This window comes from Cryobacterium ruanii, from assembly GCF_004404055.1.
GTDB classification, from domain to species: Bacteria; Actinomycetota; Actinomycetes; order Actinomycetales; family Microbacteriaceae; genus Cryobacterium; species Cryobacterium ruanii.
On the sequence record NZ_SOHK01000005.1, the window covers coordinates 112,154 to 128,852 of the forward strand.

The 16,699-nt window shown below is 58.8% G+C and carries 19 protein-coding genes and 4 pseudogenes; 10 read left to right on the forward strand and 13 right to left on the reverse strand.

The genetic code is table 11. From position 1 onward, the window contains the following. Positions 1–206: 206 nt before the first annotated feature. Positions 207–902, reverse strand: a pseudogene (locus tag E3T47_RS02005) (transposase); the annotation flags it as partial. Between E3T47_RS02005 and E3T47_RS02010 the strand changes: the two are divergent. From E3T47_RS02010 to E3T47_RS02040, 8 genes and pseudogenes are all read left to right on the forward strand, one after another. Further along, positions 899–1,276, forward strand: a pseudogene (locus E3T47_RS02010) (transposase); the annotation flags it as partial. The pseudogenes E3T47_RS02005 and E3T47_RS02010 sit on opposite strands and share 4 nt — an antisense overlap. Before the next feature lie 296 nt (positions 1,277–1,572). Further along, positions 1,573–1,851 carry a hypothetical protein gene (locus E3T47_RS02015; RefSeq protein WP_134553977.1) on the forward strand — a complete coding sequence of 93 codons (279 nt, stop codon included), beginning with the start codon at positions 1,573–1,575 and terminating at the stop codon, positions 1,849–1,851. 200 nt (positions 1,852–2,051) lie between these two features. Next, complete coding sequence (locus tag E3T47_RS02020; protein WP_338419365.1) at positions 2,052–2,714, forward strand: DUF6518 family protein; 663 nt, start codon at positions 2,052–2,054, stop codon at positions 2,712–2,714. Between the two features lie 293 nt (positions 2,715–3,007). Next, the gene (locus E3T47_RS02025) at positions 3,008–3,271 is read left to right on the forward strand and encodes a DUF1272 domain-containing protein (protein ID WP_134553979.1); all 264 of its coding nucleotides are present in this window, start codon (positions 3,008–3,010) and stop codon (positions 3,269–3,271) included. A gap of 142 nt (positions 3,272–3,413) precedes the next feature. Then, positions 3,414–3,887, forward strand: a complete 474-nt coding sequence (locus E3T47_RS02030) for a WapI family immunity protein (RefSeq protein WP_134553980.1) — start codon at positions 3,414–3,416, stop codon at positions 3,885–3,887. A gap of 46 nt (positions 3,888–3,933) precedes the next feature. Beyond that, entirely contained in the window at positions 3,934–4,086 is a 153-nt protein-coding gene (locus E3T47_RS15745) for a hypothetical protein (RefSeq protein WP_166805580.1), read from the forward strand. 200 nt (positions 4,087–4,286) lie between these two features. Beyond that, positions 4,287–4,841, forward strand: coding sequence for a hypothetical protein (locus tag E3T47_RS02035; protein WP_134553981.1), 555 nt, complete (start codon positions 4,287–4,289; stop codon positions 4,839–4,841). A 333-nt stretch (positions 4,842–5,174) separates the two neighbouring features. Continuing rightward, positions 5,175–5,405 carry a hypothetical protein gene (locus tag E3T47_RS02040; protein WP_241981857.1) on the forward strand — a complete coding sequence of 77 codons (231 nt, stop codon included), beginning with the start codon at positions 5,175–5,177 and terminating at the stop codon, positions 5,403–5,405. Positions 5,406–5,948: 543 nt separating this feature from the next. Here the strand turns inward: E3T47_RS02040 and E3T47_RS02045 are convergent. The 3 genes from E3T47_RS02045 to E3T47_RS02055 all read right to left on the reverse strand — a co-directional run bounded on the left by E3T47_RS02045 (position 5,949) and on the right by E3T47_RS02055 (position 8,168). Continuing rightward, on the reverse strand, positions 5,949–6,350 hold the full coding sequence (locus tag E3T47_RS02045; protein WP_134553983.1) for a hypothetical protein: 402 nt from the start codon (positions 6,348–6,350) through the stop codon (positions 5,949–5,951). 499 nt (positions 6,351–6,849) lie between these two features. After that, positions 6,850–7,239: a hypothetical protein gene (locus tag E3T47_RS02050; RefSeq protein ID WP_134553984.1), complete on the reverse strand. Its 390-nt coding sequence runs from the start codon at positions 7,237–7,239 to the stop codon at positions 6,850–6,852. 185 nt (positions 7,240–7,424) lie between these two features. Continuing rightward, entirely contained in the window at positions 7,425–8,168 is a 744-nt protein-coding gene (locus E3T47_RS02055; RefSeq protein WP_134554234.1) for an NYN domain-containing protein, read from the reverse strand. Positions 8,169–8,244: 76 nt separating this feature from the next. Between E3T47_RS02055 and E3T47_RS02060 the strand changes: the two are divergent. Next, positions 8,245–8,469: pseudogene (locus tag E3T47_RS02060) on the forward strand (Txe/YoeB family addiction module toxin); the annotation flags it as partial. A gap of 193 nt (positions 8,470–8,662) precedes the next feature. Here E3T47_RS02060 and E3T47_RS02065 read toward each other — a convergent pair. The 8 genes and pseudogenes from E3T47_RS02065 to E3T47_RS02100 all read right to left on the reverse strand — a co-directional run bounded on the left by E3T47_RS02065 (position 8,663) and on the right by E3T47_RS02100 (position 14,775). Beyond that, positions 8,663–9,115 carry a hypothetical protein gene (locus E3T47_RS02065; RefSeq protein ID WP_134553985.1) on the reverse strand — a complete coding sequence of 151 codons (453 nt, stop codon included), beginning with the start codon at positions 9,113–9,115 and terminating at the stop codon, positions 8,663–8,665. A gap of 270 nt (positions 9,116–9,385) precedes the next feature. Beyond that, positions 9,386–9,970: a recombinase family protein gene (locus E3T47_RS02070; protein ID WP_134553986.1), complete on the reverse strand. Its 585-nt coding sequence runs from the start codon at positions 9,968–9,970 to the stop codon at positions 9,386–9,388. A gap of 231 nt (positions 9,971–10,201) precedes the next feature. Beyond that, positions 10,202–11,008 carry a hypothetical protein gene (locus tag E3T47_RS02075; RefSeq protein ID WP_134553987.1) on the reverse strand — a complete coding sequence of 269 codons (807 nt, stop codon included), beginning with the start codon at positions 11,006–11,008 and terminating at the stop codon, positions 10,202–10,204. Positions 11,009–11,011: 3 nt separating this feature from the next. Continuing rightward, entirely contained in the window at positions 11,012–11,545 is a 534-nt protein-coding gene (locus tag E3T47_RS02080; RefSeq protein ID WP_134553988.1) for a hypothetical protein, read from the reverse strand. Positions 11,546–11,684: 139 nt separating this feature from the next. Then, positions 11,685–11,912, reverse strand: coding sequence for a hypothetical protein (locus E3T47_RS02085; RefSeq protein WP_104191475.1), 228 nt, complete (start codon positions 11,910–11,912; stop codon positions 11,685–11,687). Between the two features lie 385 nt (positions 11,913–12,297). Beyond that, positions 12,298–13,569 carry an ATP-binding protein gene (locus E3T47_RS02090; protein WP_198416566.1) on the reverse strand — a complete coding sequence of 424 codons (1,272 nt, stop codon included), beginning with the start codon at positions 13,567–13,569 and terminating at the stop codon, positions 12,298–12,300. 192 nt (positions 13,570–13,761) lie between these two features. Continuing rightward, positions 13,762–13,905: pseudogene (locus E3T47_RS02095) on the reverse strand (helix-turn-helix domain-containing protein); the annotation flags it as partial. Positions 13,906–14,025: 120 nt separating this feature from the next. Beyond that, positions 14,026–14,775: an alpha/beta fold hydrolase gene (locus tag E3T47_RS02100; RefSeq protein ID WP_134553990.1), complete on the reverse strand. Its 750-nt coding sequence runs from the start codon at positions 14,773–14,775 to the stop codon at positions 14,026–14,028. A 301-nt stretch (positions 14,776–15,076) separates the two neighbouring features. Between E3T47_RS02100 and E3T47_RS02105 the strand changes: the two genes are divergently transcribed. Then, positions 15,077–15,217, forward strand: coding sequence for a LuxR C-terminal-related transcriptional regulator (locus E3T47_RS02105; RefSeq protein WP_277871794.1), 141 nt, complete (start codon positions 15,077–15,079; stop codon positions 15,215–15,217). Between the two features lie 311 nt (positions 15,218–15,528). Here the strand turns inward: E3T47_RS02105 and E3T47_RS02110 are convergent, their stop codons facing one another. After that, positions 15,529–16,410: a universal stress protein gene (locus tag E3T47_RS02110; protein WP_134553992.1), complete on the reverse strand. Its 882-nt coding sequence runs from the start codon at positions 16,408–16,410 to the stop codon at positions 15,529–15,531. Positions 16,411–16,699: the final 289 nt, after the last annotated feature.

Genomic DNA, 16,699 nt, shown 5'->3' on the forward strand with positions numbered 1-16,699 from the left:
GACCTCACCTCGTGGAGTTCGCCGTGATCGGTGTCGACGAGTCGGGATTGCTGCTGACTGACATCACCCTGCACCCTGCCGCCGATAGTCAGGGTTGACCAGCGTGCCGAACGCTGGATGGCGGAAATGTCGCGAGGGGGACGGCCGTTGATCTGTGGTTAAGTCGAGTGGCTGCGTGGTCGCAGGGGGGTGCCCCTATGTTTTTGTCAAGCGGCGAGTTGGTGTTTAGTTTCGTAGAGGGTGTCGTCTCGGAGCATGGCGAAGAGAACATCACGGCGGCGTCGGGCGAGTGCGATGAGGGCTTGGTTGTGGCGTTTGCCTTGGGCGATTTTTCGGTCGTAGTAGGTGCGGGGGACGGGGTCTCGGAGTGCTGCGAAGGCGGGCAAGAACAGGGCGCGTTTGAGGATCTTGTTTCCTCGGCGGGAGGGATGTTCGCGGCGGATTGAGCTGCCGGAGCGTCGGGTCACGGGTGCGAGGCCGGCGTAGGAGGCGAGGTGGCCGGCGGTTTCGAAGTGCTTGCCGGTGACCTCGGTGAGGAGCCGGGCTGCGGTCCTGACGCCGACTCCGGGCATGCTCGTCAGGACGGGCGAAAGAGGGTGGTCGTTCACCAGCTTCTCGACCTCGACGGCGATGTCGGACCGCTGTTGGCGTAGGGCGGCGAGTTGTTCAGCCAAGCGCGGGAGGACCGTCGCTGCGGCATGGGTGCCGACGACCACGACAGTTTGTTCGCCTAGTGCCTGGGTGATTTCTTCTGCCAGGCGGCGGCCCATCCGTGGGGCCAGCTTTAGCAGCCGGGTGGCCATCCGCGTGGTGCCGGCTGTTTTCATCGCCGCGGGTGACGGGTAATGCTGGAGCAGATCTAGCATCGCTGGGTGGTCCAGGTGCGGGCCCACGACCCGCTCCGACCGTCGACGCGGCCCGGGCGGCGTTGGATGATCTGACCGAGATCTGGGGCAAGAAACACGGTGCGATCATCCGGTTATGGGAGTCGGCGTGGGAAGAGTTCACCCCGTTCCTGTCCTACGATCCCGAGATCCGCCAAGTGATCTGCTCCACAAATGCCATCGAGTCACTCAATGTCCGGTACCGGCGGGCGGTGCGTGCTCGAGGACATTTCCCCACCGAGCAAGCCGCTCTAAAATGCTTGTATCTGGTCACTCGAAGTCTCGACCCCACCGGTGAGGGCCGAGCTCGTTGGACGATGCGCTGGAAACCAGCTCTCAACGCCTTCGCCATCACCTTCCACGACCGCTGGCCGAACGCAAAATCATACTAATGAAAAACGCCGGAAACACCGTTACCGAGACACACCCGGGTGATACACATCGGAGCCAGGGATTCGTACCCAGATTCTCGTTTGCGGTCAGGATCCGATTCGATCGTGCGGGGAGGGTGAGACTTTGCTAGCCGCGGGGTTCAAGACCGAGGTGGGGTCCGCAAATAGGGCTGCGATGGAGTCCAACGGACCGTCATAATCGTCTCGGGACCGGTGGTTCTCTGCAATATTTTTTAGGGACCTACTCAAGGACACTCGCCGGGATCTGACAATTAGACGGGAACAGGAGACAAGGAATGAAAAGCTCCATAACGCGGCGGGTCCACGCGGTCGCGGGTGCACTTGTCGTACTCGGCGTGGTGTTCGCTTTCACCGCTCTTTTTTCTTATTTCATTCGCTACTCACAAGTCGATTCGCTCATCGGCAGCATTGAAAGCGACCTGTACCTCAGACTGAGTCAGATGTTCGCTGCCGAGAAGGCGCTACTGACTTTGAGTGGGATCACTTTAAGTGCGGGCATCGTGTTAGGTATCATCGGCGCTGTCACATCCCCGAGACATACCGCCGGGGTCTGAGCAATTCGATCATCACGGCACGTGTCAACTTGTCCGTCATGTCTGTCATGTCCGTCAACACTGCCCGTAGGGGGTTCCTCATACGGAAACGCGGTGAAGGCATATTTGAGTGGAGTGACTGTTTCCATCGAGCGGCGCACCACAACCGTCGAATGGGGTCACAGAAACTCGTCGACTTCTGGCGCTGCTAGCCTCGCCGTATGGAAAGTGCGGTGGCAGTCCCTGGGAATCGAGAACGTCCGCGCGCACTGTCAGCTGTTGGTCTCGGGCGCCTGCCGGGACTAATCAGTGCAAGTGTGGTCTGGGGTCTTCTCACGTCCCTCGGGCAGACCTACCTTCCAGAGCCCCTCGTTCAGTTGACAAACTGCTACTCGGGCTGGCTTATCATCGCCTATTTCGTCGGCTACCTGTCGGTCACGGGCGGCTTAGCGGCAGTCACTGGGCTTCTCTCGGTTCTCGCCGCTGATGTCGGCTTCTACACAGGAATGTGGGTGCAATTCGGGATCATCGGAAGCTGGACCGGTGACACGTACTACATGATTGGCGCTCTCATGTTCGGCCCCCTCCTCGGGCTGGCTGGGTACCTTTTCAAAACACGGTCTCGTTGGGCGACGTACGGCGTCGCTCTCATGGCTTCGCTCTTCTTCTCGGAAGCGCTCTACCGGCTCAGCAAGACTGACGTAGTGACGTCAGGATTCTCGGACGGTTGGTACGTTTTCGCAATCCTCGGCGTTGGGTTTCTACTCGCTACCCTTCCTCGTACGCGACACCAACCGCTGCCCCTACTCAGCATCATCCCGCTTACTGCATTCGCATTTGTAGGCGTTGCCTTAGTTCTACCCGTCGTTCTGTCGCTGTTTTAGACACAACCAAGGCTCAGAACGCATCCAGATTCCGGATCAAGGTTCGGCCGTCCACGGGGACCAGCCCCTACTCGATCGACCCGAGCTTCGTCGTCGAGGCGGTGCGGGCAGGCGCTCTGACACGCAATCAAGCGTCCCGTATGGGGTTCTGCGAACAGGACAAGGACGCTACCTTCCCATTTGATCCGCGTCCACAGTGCGACCATCGCAGATCTTTTGGGAATCGTGGGGGTCGAAGCGGACGCCGCAACAAACCGTCGCAGCCGGGCCATTGCGACCTGTCATAATCTGTCATGCTTCAAATACGCCCTAACTGCGAATGTTGTGATCGAGAACTCGCCGTCGACGCGGAAGACGTATGGATCTGCACCTTTGAATGCACCTGGTGTGCCGATTGCGTGAATACGTTTCCTGACCGGGCTTGCCCTAATTGTGGTGGAAACCTTGAACGTCGACCCGTGCGTCCGCCACAAGCTCTCATTAAGAATCCTGCTTCGACGACCAAGGTCACAGCAACAAACTGCGTGGAACGTATGACAGCCCACGCCTCTGTCTGAGTCGCCCGCTCACCGCGAACGTACTAGATGGTGTTTGGGCCAGCCGTGTCCCATTCAGGGTCCGGCTTAAGGGACCACGGGGCTGGACGTTTGTGAGGGTGGGCGAACCCTTCAGCAAGACTGCGGTCAGTAGGATTTATCCATGCAGCTGGGTGTGGGTACGAGAGCGTCTGTGACGTTAAAGCCTGTTCGCTATGAGTTCGCGAACCCTGCGCGCGATGAGTGGGATGACAACTGGCTGGTCATCAGTGGGGACGTATCGGCGGCTGACACGAAGTGGCATTTTGCCGTCCCGTGCCTGATGACGTTCGAAGCGAAACAAATTTCGACCTGGCTGCGCAGCGTGGCCGATGGTGGCATCCCCGTAAGCGTCATTGGAGACGCCGGGGTTGTGGCGTCGCTCGAATTTACCGAACCAAATCTTGCGTTCAGCGTTGGCAGCTATCAGGACGGGTCGATATCGGTCAGGGTGCACTTTGCGCTTGAAAGCAGGCCCGTCGGCCAGAGCTGCGATGGCCGTGATCAGTTTTGGGTCGAGGTCGCAGCGACGGCTGCAGATCTTGACTTGTCGGCGGCCGAGTGGGACAAGGCGCTCTTAGCCTTTCCGGACCGCTAAGCGTTCCCGTCGGCGGGGCCCTCGCATTCCGCCATAAGCTGTGGGAATGCGAGAAAGCACAAAGCAGCGCACGGCGCTGCGCATTCTCATTGCCGGCGTTGTCGTCCTGATCCTCGCGGGAGTTCTCGTTACCACGAGCGGCGTTCTAGCGACGTGGTTGGATCCTGAACGCGAGACGAATACTCATCTCACGCAGTGAAGAGGCCGGCTCGGCCCGAGATCGCACCCTGTTACGCTTCGACTCACGATCAACCCGCAAAACCGGGAACAAGTCGTGATATCGGTAGCCGACGAAGCCTGTCGGCGAGTTGAACGCAAAGTGTCTGGTCGAGCTCTCGCTGACCACTGGAATTTGCGCGATGCTTCAATTCAGAGACCACATGAACCGGAAGAGAAGGCATGACCGAGGAACGTGTCGTTTCCCTGCTCACCGCGGCCAGAGCACATTACGCGGTGCCTGCGGCCACGACTCTGACGGAGGTGGCGGCGTTATTAGACACATGGGGCGGTATCGAGCTGCCTTTCGAACGCTTTGCGGCGAATCTTTTCGACGAGTTCGTTGACGCGTCGCTGGCTATCTCCATGTTCACCATCCTGGATGCACCACTGCTCAAAGCCCGTGCAACTGCCGAAGAACGGCACATCTTCAGTGCAGATCCTGACGAACCCTTTGACCCGAACGAGTACGGTGCGGATCAGGCCGACTGGACGACCTACTCGCATCAGATGGAAGCCCTCCAAAGAGCCGTCATTATTCTTGAAGCTGCCCCGGCAGACCCTGCCCGTGTCGGCAATTTTCGGGTCTACGGTGCTGCGCAGTGGTTGCGAGAGAGCCTCTGGGCCGCGACAGGAATTGTGCCCCGCGATTCAGGATCGCCCGACGCGAATTCTTCCCTTTTTGGCGAAGCATTCACCTTGGCTGGACGAGACCCATTCGCTGCGGCGCCAATATAAACGCGGACAATGAGTAAGACGAGGTAGCCAGTCTGCTCGAGTGCTCACAGTGCCAGCATCCTGTTGGGAATCGTCGAGGCTCTCACATCCCCAAGGCATACCGCCGGGCACTAAGCAATTCGATCATCACAACACGTGTCAGCTCGTCCGGCATGTCCGTCCACACTGTCCGTTCGAGATTCCCCATACGGGGCCACACAATCCAACGGATCTCCGACTCACACCACTACGGTGATGGGCATGCGCCCAATGGAAACAGTTCATGCGGAACCACGGATTTCAGTCGAGTTTCCTACTTATCGCGTGAACTTCTGGCAGCGGCAGTCACCGAGGATGGGGTGGAACCTGGACGCCTATGTCCTCACTGACGTCGAAGACGTCGAGGAGGTGCTCCGATGGGTCGAGGAGCAATCGCGTGGGCGTCGTTTCGAACTGTTTGCTGAGACGGACGACGAACCGATAACTTCCTTCGAATCGCCGCGAACAACCGGGCTCATCCGCTTGCTTGGAAGTAACCCGAATGTCGGCGTGCCCGCCGAAATCGGACGGTTCGACCAGATCTAGCTCGTGGGACCAGAGGGTGCTTGACAGCATTCCTGGCTCGTAAATCCGGGGCCGTATCGATTCGGCGGCCACGATCCAAAAGCGTCCCGTGGCGGGTTCCCCAAACGGGAACGGATGAAAGTCGCCGATCGGCCGTTTGCGTGTCCCAGTCGCCGTCCGGCTTGCGGGACGCCCAAAACGGATCACCTGACAGCACCACGCCTAGGCATCTGTGTCGTCAAACGCTCATTCATTTCGGGCGAAGGTCCCAGACCGAGGCTGACGCATAATTTTCCACGTTTGTGGGGTAAATCGGATGCTGAGGAGCCTCGGCGCACGTTCGCTGAAAGTGCTGATCTTGGGTTGCAGGCTGGTAACGCTGATTTATCCACGGTGGAGAAATGCGAGGAGGACATTTCGCTCGATCTCGGGCGGTCTCGGTTAGGGCTTGGACATCGGTCAACAGCCTGTCACCGCGCACAGTGGCCTCAAGGTTCGGATTCGCTGCCGAAGGGATCGAACGGCAACAGCTTCGCTACGGAGGCGTGCGCTTACGCGCGCCGGTCAGCGTGGCTTTTCGTCGGTAGTGGGAATGACGACTACGCCAACGCCTAGGATCGTGTGGCAGTCGAATCCGGCGTTGTTCTCTTCCCGGTCGAGCTGCCAGTAGGCTCGGCCGAACCGGTCGCAAATGAGGCCGCCCACGTCGCCTGCGACCGTCGTATAGCGGATAGTGCCCTCGGCATCCGTCTCGGTTTCCCCCATCGCTCCCTTTGCCGGCCCGGTGTCGATGATCGGGTCGGGCGTTGGCGTGGGGATCGGGACTGTCGTTGGGCTCGCTGGCGGCATGGCCGGCGGAGCAGTGGTGGGGAAGGTGCAGCCTGCCAAGAGAAGGGCGCCAATCAGTGCGACCCCCGCGACGCTCAGCTGACGGAGCGACATCGTGCAGGATGAGAGGCGAGGCATAGCACTTTCGTGTCTTGAGTAGTCATCAGAATGAGCCGTGACCGCTTCGCGACCACGTACTCTCAGCTTGCCTAAGGACGCCGAGCAGCGCGAGTCGGCTGTTCGGAGGACACGGCCTCGTCGTTGCCTGAAACCGCGATGGCCTGAGCCAGTTGAACGCGCTTCAAGTGCAGGTGGGTACGTGGGGCGTTCCCCTTGTGGCACCGGCGATCCGCCTATCGAGCCGTGCTGGCGTCTGCATAACGAAGTGGCCAGACTGTTCTCATGCTCATTGATAATTGGCCGTTCGTTAAGTCCTGACTACGCAGTACGGAGCGAACCAGCCTCGGCCCTGTTCAGCTGGAGGTTCGGCTTGTGGGACGCCAAAGTTCAGGACCGAGAGCACTCTTGAGGTGCAGGCCAGTCGTTGCTCAGAATTCGTAGTTCGTGGCGAGCTCATCCGACAGCAGCACTGTGTGCGGAAGATCCCGCAGTGCCTCGGCGTCAACCGAGATTCCCCTCAGCTGTGCGGCCTCCGCATATGCTTCCCACGGAAAGGAATCGGGTTTCGCAGCGTCATCCCCCGCATCAGGTTAAGAACTTCTGCGATCACGTCGGCTGCGGAGCGTTTCCAAGAGACAGCCCCGACGTGCCCATACTTGGACGAGGCCACTCCACGATCCATGTCGAGACGAATCATCGATTCGTCAGATAGGCGCAAATACTGGGTCATCGTCATGGTCATAGTTGGCCTGACGTTTTCTGGAACCGGATCACCGAGTTCGCAAATGATGACCAGACCGGTCACCGACAGCCGGGAAATGTCGAACGGCAGGCGCTGAGCGCGCTCAATACCGACCGATCCTCGTTGCATCGGTACGTATCGACCCCGCTCATCGCTATCCGTCATGCTGGCAGCTCAGGTTCTTCGCTGTTCCCCTGAGACGCGGTTGGCGAGCCACCCTGTGACCCGTCAAGGCGACGTTAACCTGTTCCGCTCATCGTTCCCCGTTCGGGCAGCGTTGGGAGCTCATGGGATCGGCCTGAATGAGTACCGACTGCAGCGCTCGTGCTTTCGCCCCGGTCGCTACCGGTTCAGTCACCGCTCTTCTTTTTGTTTTGCACTTGCAGTCCGCCGGCAGACCAAGTCTCGATGAGGAAGAGTTCCGTCGCTCGAACCAGGTCGGAAAGTTTTGTGTAGCCCCAGTTTCGTGAGTCGAAGTCGGGCTGTTGCTTCCGCATTAGTTGGCCCACCGTGGCAAGGTTCGCCCATCCGTCCTCTCCCGATGCGGTGGTGACGCTTATCCGTAGCCCGGAGATAAGCTTCGTGTCGCCGCGCAGTTTTGGGGGCGGAACGCGCGTGATCGCCGCAGCGGCGCTCTCCGCTGCGGCCTCGTCGAGCACTTCGAGCACATCGAGGTATGTGAATCGGTCGCACGCGTTGCGGAACGCTTCGGGCGTCTTCCGCTCTCGGAACCCATAGACGATGACGCCTTCTTCGCGGATACGGGACGCGAGACGGGTGAAGTCGCTGTTGGATGACACGATGCAAAACCCGCGGAATCGACGCATGTATAGCAGGTCCATGGCGTCGATGATCAGTGCACTATCGGTCGCATTCTTGCCGACCGTGTTGGCAAATTGCTGCATCGGCTGAATCACGTGCTCGCTCGCGACGGGCTTCCAACTGCTCAAGTTCGGCTTGGTCCAATCGCCGTAAACCCGCTTGACCGACGCAGTGCCGAACCGTGCGACCTCGGCGAGGACGGCACCGATCTTTGCAGGCGGCACGTTGTCAGCGTCGACAAGGACGGCGAGGAGATCGTTCGGCTGCACCATGTGACAAGCATGGCAGTCCGCGCCCAACAATTGGTCCTGCCCGCTTGGGGTTCCCCTTGCCGCGCCGAATGGGTGGGAGGACTGCGTCTACTGGCAGACTCAGGACCGTAAAACTCTCAAGCGAATCAACCAGCTATTTACCGACGCACTGCGCGATCCGTTCGCGGGTACAGGCAAACCCGAGGCCCTCAAGCACATCCTCTCCGGCGTGTGGTCCCGTCGCATCGACGACACGAACCGCCTGGTCTATTACGTCACGGACGACCACATCATCATCCTGCAAGCCCGCGAACACTATTGACCCGAGGTCCACGCGTCCCGTAGGGAGTTCTCCATACGGGGACGGTCCAGGCGAGCCGTCTGTTAGCAGCCTTCACGCGTTCCAGATAGAAATGTGAACCGTTCGATGCGTGCGCAGGAGCAGTTTTTTGCCGGGATCGTCGCCGAACAAGAGGTAAGTGTTCGCGTGATCCTTCAGTCGTCTTGCCATCCATCTAGCCCCGAACTTCGGCCCAGACCTCGCCCACAGTTCGGCTTGAGTCCAGCCGGAGAGCGATGTCGAGACGCTTTGCTTCGAAGCGTTCTCTCTCAAGTTCAGTCGCGCCCACCGCGTCGAGGAACCGATTTCGTGGTGCCGGCTCTTCAAAATAGGCGGCGGGCCTGTCCACGAGCAGATGGACGGGGGCGTTGTCGTGGAGGGCAATCTGAGACGCCCACTCAGGGTGGACGGCAGCTGCCGCGGTCAGCACCTCTACCGACGCGAGGTGTTGCATCAGCGCCGCTTTTGCGACCGCAGGCGCAATATCCATTGCCAAGACGGATACTAGATCCGCCGGGAGATCGTACATCGCTGCGGCGAGCTGGCGTTCGTCGGGATCGGCTGATCTCGCAAGGGCAAGCAGCTCATCGGCCGTTCGCGTGGTGCTTGAGTTCCAATATGGGTCCACGGTCCCTCCAAACAGGTTAGAAGTGACGAGTGCCAAGTGCGCGCTCAGTACTCGGGAAAGTTTTACCTACGTGGGGCAGTACTTCTTCAAGCCTCGAAACAGATGGAGTTGAGTGTCCGTTATTTCCCGATCTGCTCATTTCTGACGGTATCGGCGAACTGCTCAATTTCGAGGATCATTATTATTCCATCGCAGACTAGTGTGTGCCGCAAGGGGTTCCCGTTGCCGGACCAGCTAATCCGGCAACGAGATTTCAATTGAGGGCTCCTCTCAACGGCTTGAGTCGAACTGACGTTGAATGGTGCGATAGACGGTCGACCGAGCGACGTTGAAAAGCTCCGCTAATTCCGCGCTGGAGTGTCGGCCGGCGTTGTGTACTTCGATCAAGTGTTTCTGCTGCGCCATCGACAGTTTGGGCTGCTTACCGCGAAGACGCCCTTTCGCCTTGGCCACCTGCATTCCTTCGCGCGTTCTGGCGCGGATCAGATCTGACTCGAATTCGGCGACCATCGCTAGGACGTTGAAGAGGAGACGCCCGACCGGGTCGTTCGGATCGTGCACCGCTCCGCCGATACTCAGGTTGACGTCTTTGGCCGCCAGCTTGTCAATGATGTCTTTCGCATCCCTGAGTGACCGTGCGAGTCTGTCGAGTTTGGCAACGACGAGGGTGTCTCCAGCACGGCAGGCGGCCAGCGCTTCCCGAAGCCCCGGCCTGGCCCGGTTCGTTCCGGTCAGACCATGATCGGTGTAGATGAGTGACGATCTAACGCCCAGTCGTTCCAGGGCATTTTGTTGGGCGGTGAGATCTTGTTCATCTGTGGAAACGCGTGCGTATCCAATCAATAATCCATCCATGGCGAAACCATCTCGCTCGGCTGTGAGTGAGTAAATAATCGTCGCAGTCGGGGTCCCCCTGTGAGCCGGCCGGCTGACCTCAGAACGGAGAACACGGGAACCGCGATCTGCGTCGCACATCATCTCCACCACGAACGCCTTGATCGAAAACCCCTACGGGGTGAGTATTTCGCCCAACAGAATCTTTTCACCGAAAAAAGCGATGAAATGTCCTATCACTTCACTGCTGTTCTATCTGCCGAGGAGAACCCCGTGCACGAAGATGATCGCCGGAAATGTCGCGGTGAAGGCCCAAAAGAAAGTGTCGAGGCCAATCAGCACGGCTGTTCCGAGATGGAGCATGGCCCCGGCAAAAAGCAGCGCTACCAGTACGCCAGGGGGAGCCACAAGGGCTACGGGAAAAATGATCTCCACGACGATAACTGACCATCCGACGAAGCCTCCAAGCCAAGGTCGTCTACGAAGTACGGCTGCGGCCGTGGAGTGTCCATAAGTAGCGGTGTTGAGAATGCTTTGCAGCGCTGTTCCTTGACGCCACTGTGCGTTGGATATCTTCGATATTCCCGCAGCGAAATATGCCAACAAAGCCTGCGCCGCGATGAAATACAAACCCACGGCTTGAAAAGGACTCGACGTCGGGAGCAGGAAGGTGAATGCCAAGCCCGCAAGGATGATGAACGATATTTGATTGGAGCCATCTTTGCCATAGCGAATTTGATAGGCCAAGAAAAGGCTTGATAGCAAAATGATCGTTGCGTAACTGGCGTAGAACAGGTTGCTTTGAAACGGAGTGATTAGCGCTATGGAACAGACGATTCGAGCAATCACGACAATACGTAGCCACACTGAGCCGCTGTGCCCGACCATCCATCCACGTGACGCACGCTGTGACCTAGCGAGGATCTGTCTGCTATTCCAGTCAAACAGCCCGCTCGAGCCGAATTCCTTCAAACTCAAAAGCAATTGCAAAGAACCTTGAAGAATGCCTATGCCCACGATGACGGCGGTAATTCGTGCGGCGCTTTCGATTGTCAACATGGCTTATGACACCGGGTGAGTCAGCGAATAAAAACGAACGCGTGGCACAGAAGCTCCGCTTGGACCGCGTGTTTCAACCAAAGCAAACTGGTAGAACGCCTGCGACGATAATGAACCTCCGAGTCGCTTGCGCGCAGCATCAAGCAAGATTATGTATGGCGCGGTGAACTGAAGCCGCTCTGCAGAGCAGTTGATACTGGAAAGCGCCAGCAGCTGAAACAATTCGATCATGCCCTCTCGATAGCGTTTTCGAGGGTTCCAAAGGGGAAATAGAATTCCTCTCGGGGATAAATTCAACTCCAACCATGGACTGACGCTCGTTTCATCGTCGCGACTGCGATAAACAAAGTGATAGTTACTCGCACCGGGATCTGGCGTAAAAAATGACCATTTTGGTATGAGTGTGAACCGGTCAAACCGTGTAGTTAGCCGGCTGAGCTGATTATTTTTCTGAAAAGCGATCGTCAGTAAAAACCAGACAGAGAAAACAACGATTCCAATAACGCCGAATACGGAGCTTGCAATATCAATCATCATGTGATCTTCCTCAGATCGAATCGGTCGGCGAACAGTTTGTAACGGAAGCGACTTGACGAACGAACTCGTGGCGGGATCGTTTACCGATTCTGGTAGCAGGCAGCTGTTGATGATTTGAGAATACGAAGCAGAGTTCGGGTCATTTCGATCGGGCGGCACTTGCGTCCGCTTGGTACGCCCGAAGGACCTCCAGTGTCTGTGCCGATCGGTGCTCTACAGGAACTTCTGCAAGCTCTTCGCTCATACCTTCTATGTCGCAACGGATAGCCGAACCGCCGTCCGTGACGATCCAGTCGTCATTGGGGTCGACAGGGGTGATGAGGCTGTCGAGGGTCGAGAGTTCGAGATCGGTGAGGCTGATAGCCATGTGCGTTCCGTCTTTCGGGCTCGGAGAAATCGTGTCGACGCTCTCTCACTATGAATCCAGGATGACTTGCGGCCGCTCATTATCAAGCGGGCCGGCCCACAGAAAGGCGAGCCGTATCGGTTGAACTACCTAATGTCTATTCTGAAAATCATCTTTCGTCAACTATGAAAACAAAGAGTATTACAGACATATCAGCCTGTTATGGGAAGGCCCTGCAGCGATGTGTTCTGGGGTAGCGGAGCATCAACCCGCCATCCCTGCTTGGTGCGATTGCCTCCTGACGGCCGGGAACCTTTGGCATGCCGTTCAAGGTTCCGCTTACGGACGCTTGGTGTGAGTGACTTACCGTGAGCTGCTTCAGCCGTTCTGGCGCGCGCATTGTCCGTCAGGCGGTGAGCAAGGCGAGCGGGATGACCGCCACGCCATCCTGTCGACGATACGCATGGGTACCCGTGTTGATGACGACGAGGTCGACGATGTGGTCGGGGAGCGACTTCTTCAGCCAGAGCAGGTGGCGAACGTCGCGGTCGGTGATCGCGGATTTGAGCTTGACTTCAATGCCGACAGCTTCCGCGTCTCCTCGGTGGATGATGAAATCAATCTCGTGCCGCCCGTCATGGTCGCGGAAGTGTGACACCTTCGCGTCGTTCGCTGCCGCATAGGTCTGGAGGCTGAGGGCCACGAGTGCCTCGAAGAAAGCGCCGAGGCGAGCCCGGTCGCCGGTGTTGGTCGCGGGCGCAGCGGCTGACATCAGTTTGGCCTCGTTGAGACCCAGCAGGCGTGCGGAGAGTGCCGGATCCGCGAGAAAATGCTTCGGCGCGAGGGCAGTTCGTGACAGGATTTTCTGATTGGGCGACCAGGCGTCAACTTGGTCGAGCAGGTAGAGGCTGCTCAGGACGTTCCGGTAGGTGATCGACGTCTTCTTTGTCGGTCCTGTTGGTTCACCTGGGTCGAGACTAGCGCCGATCTTCGCGAACGTGGTCGCGGAGGCAGTGGCCGAGGCATAACCCCGCAACCAGCCGCGCAGTAATTTAGGCTGGCGGATGCGGTGTCCCTGTTCGGTGAAGTCGTGCGAGATGACTCGCTCGATGTAGTCATCGAGCCACACTGAGCGGGCACGATCGGTCATCTGCCGGGGCTGTGGGAATCCCGAGGCGGTGATTTCGCGGACGTAGTCACGCAGCTCGACGTCACTGGAACCGTGGATGTCCGGGGTGTCTGCGCTGAGCAGATCGCGGACGCGGACCGTGGGCGTCGCCAGGCTACGTTCCGCGATGGAGAGGGGTCGCATCCGGAATCTGATGATGCGACCAGCTCCGGAGTGGAGGTGGGTGCCAACGGGTGCGGCACTGCCGGCCAAGATGAACCGTTCGCCGGTCGAGTCACTGTCGACGAGGCGACGAACACGGTCCCAGACCTCGGGGACATGTTGCCATTCATCGATGAGGACGGGGGTGTCTACTCGGCTCAAGTATTTCGGATCCGCACTAATCAACTCCCGCATTTCGGGGAGGTCCAAGTCGAGAATTGTCTTCGCTCGCTGCCGCCCGGTGGAGGTCTTGCCGATCGCGCGAGCCCCGTCGATAGAGATCGCCGCGAAGGAAGGGAACAACTCGTCGAGCGTCTCGTCGATGATCCGTCTCTGATACCCGTTCATTGTGATGACCTTTCCACGCACCTCGACTAGTACACCATTCTGAGCGTTTTAAAGCTACCATTTTGAGCAATATGAGTCCACCGTATTGAGCGCTCGATGAGCGCGATCGCTCCACCGTTTTCAGTGTGCCGCAAGGGGTTCCCGTTGCCGGACCAGCTAATCCGGCAACGAGATTTCAATTGAGGGCTCCTCTCAATGGCCTGAGTCGAACTGACGTTGAATGGTGCGATAGACGGTCGACCGAGCGACGTTGAAAAGCTCCGCTAATTCCGCGCTGGAGTGTCGGCCGGCGTTGTGTACTTCGATCAAGTGTTTCTGCTGCGTCATCGACAGTTTGGGCTGCTTACCGCGAAGGCGCCCTTTCGCTTTTCAATAATCCATCCATGGCGAAACCATCTCGCTCGGCTGTGAGTGAGTCAATAATCGTCGCAGTCGGGGTCCGACTTGCGGTCTGGGTCAAGCCCGTCGGATTGGTGCGAACCCGTTGGTTCTGTCGGCGTGGTGAAAGTCGCGGATCAGCTGCGCGAACAAGGCCGGTTTCTCGACCGCGAGTCCGTGGGTAGCACGGGGCAAGACCGCAAGCTCACCGTCCGGAAGCGCGCGGTACATAGCGACCGCATGCTCGAACTGTACCTCGTCATCGTCTCCGAGTATCACGAGCGTCGGCATGGTGAGGTTCGCGAGGTCGTCCACAGTCAGCACCGGTGAAACCGCGTGAAGAGCGTCGAGCTTCTCGACGACCACGGACCAATGCTCCCGCCCGTCGGGTGAGACTTCTCCATAGGAATCGCCCATGAAGTTTGGCGCCTCGCTGTCGAGCACGCCCGGCAACCATCCCTCGTGATGAAACACTGCGGCAGTGAACACCAAACTCCGAACCAGGTCCGGTCGCGCCAGCGCAACGTGAAGCGCGACGATCGCGCCGTCGCTGTAGCCAAGAAGATGCACTGGCGTGTCGACGGAGTGCTCTAGGAAGGCGACCGTATCGCCCGCCATGGCCTCAAAGGTCAACGGTCCAGGGACATCCCGAGTGCGCCCATGAGCGCGCTGATCCGGCGTGAAGCAAACGTATGTGCCGTCGAGCTCGGCGATCAGTGGGTCCAGAGCGCGCGAATCAGAACCTCCCGGATGCAGCAGCACAAACGGTTCGCCATGTCCTCGCTTATTGAACCAAAGATCAGAAGGTTGCTGCTCGTCTGTCACCATGAGGACACCGTATTCAAAACCCCGCCGCATTTCTAAGCGATTGCCGAAGTTGCGTTCCAGACCGGGTTGGTTAAGTTGTCCTCCATGACTCAAGCATCGGCATCGGCATCGGCAGCCGGCACCGGCACCGTCACAGCCGCTTCGTCCGAAGAAGGTTCCCCGTGCAAGCACGGTGCTTGCCTCCGGCCGAGAGCTTGTGGAGGCGCCTGATGGACAGCCGGGCGCACGATCGTGAAACCTCCGAACAGCAGCACCGCTTCAACGCCGACGATGATCCAGTAGCGGCCGGTGACGCCGCGGATTGCCCAACGCAGAAATAGCCATTCACCTGTTCATGAGCGTCGCGACCGTGAAAGCAACGATCACACACATTTTTCAGAAGATCGACACCACCAACCGAGTGCAGCTGGCGATAATGGTGCGCAACGCAGGACTGCTCTGATCCCCCTCAAATTCATCCTGTTCGTTGGAGGTGGTTCCCCTCCCGGGCAGCCTTTGTCCAGCGGATCTGTTGGTCGGGGTGGGTCAGGGCCAACTGCTGCTCTGCAGCGCCAACGCTCATGCCCTGCGGATGTGATTCGAGATCCGCGAGCACTTACCGTATCGGGCGCAAACAGGGATCGTGAACCCGCAAAGCACCTCCGTCTGGGAAGTGACGCTCATGAAAGCACCTTTTCCTGGGGGCCGCACGTCGAAACCCAGGTGATTGCTGTGGGAACTCGATATGTCACCTCGGCCGCTCCAGTGGAGTCGTTAGTTATCGTGCTCGGCGTTCGGTATGAGCAAAGGCATGTCGGCTGGGGGCGGCACGACCACGACCGGGCACGGCATACTGATCAGCAGGTCGTGAGCTACCGAGCCGAGTAACAGCCCAGCCATCATCCCCCGTCCGTGGGTGCCGACCACGACCATTTCAGCATGCTCAGCCGCGTCGGTTAGGACCAAAGCAGCAGATCCGTGTTCGAGGGTGTCTCGAACCATCACGGTCGGATGCTCGGCGCGGACCCGTGCGACCACTCCTGCCAGAATTTCGGCGTGTGCCATTCGTATCTCGTCATAAGGACTAGCACCGGCGCTCAACCATCCGAGAGCGAGCAGGGTGGGGATGCGCCACGCATGCACGACCGACAGTTCACGGCCGAGCCGCTCGGCTTCCCGAGCAGCGAAGTCCACCGCAAGGTGAGAGGTTTCGTCGTCATCCACGCCGACGACGACGGAACCGTTATACGGCACCCAGTCTGTGGGCACGATAACGAGGGGGCAGCTCACCCCCGCTGCGATCTGGTGGCGCAATGTTCCATAAAGGGAGCCCGCGGCCTCACGCGTACCGATAACCAGCAGATCGGCATCCGCGGCGGAAATCAACAGCTCCTGGCGCGGCGCGCCTCGTCGTACCGACGTCATCACCTGCACGGCGGGCGCGTCGCGTCTCACCCGACTCGCGGCATCCATCAACATCTGTTCGTAAGCCGGAAGAACCCGGTCCTTCGTGAGCGTCGTCGGCAATCTGGCTAGATCGATGACAGTGGTGAGTTCGAGGGATACGTGAATCGTGCGGGCACGCTCGATCACCCAGTCGAGCGCAGCGCGGCTTCCCGTGCCGCCGTTCAGCGCAAGAACAATTCTCTCGGCCATGCCGTCTCCTCTCTCCGCGATCTCATAGAGAATCAGCGTTTGGGCTATCACCGCACGTTCTTAGTGAAATGTAATTACCGAAAGAATCGAACAATTCGCGTAACCGATCTGCGGCGTCGCAAGCCGATCCGATGACAGTATCGTCACTGCGTGAACATGCGATCTCGAGGTCTGTCGCCGACGGGCTGACAAACGACCTGCCTGAACAGGCCTCCAGTGTAACGGACACGGCTCGCCAGAAGTGCGGTCGGGCCCCAGAGTCGTCGGTGGTGATTGCAGAGGATTTCCG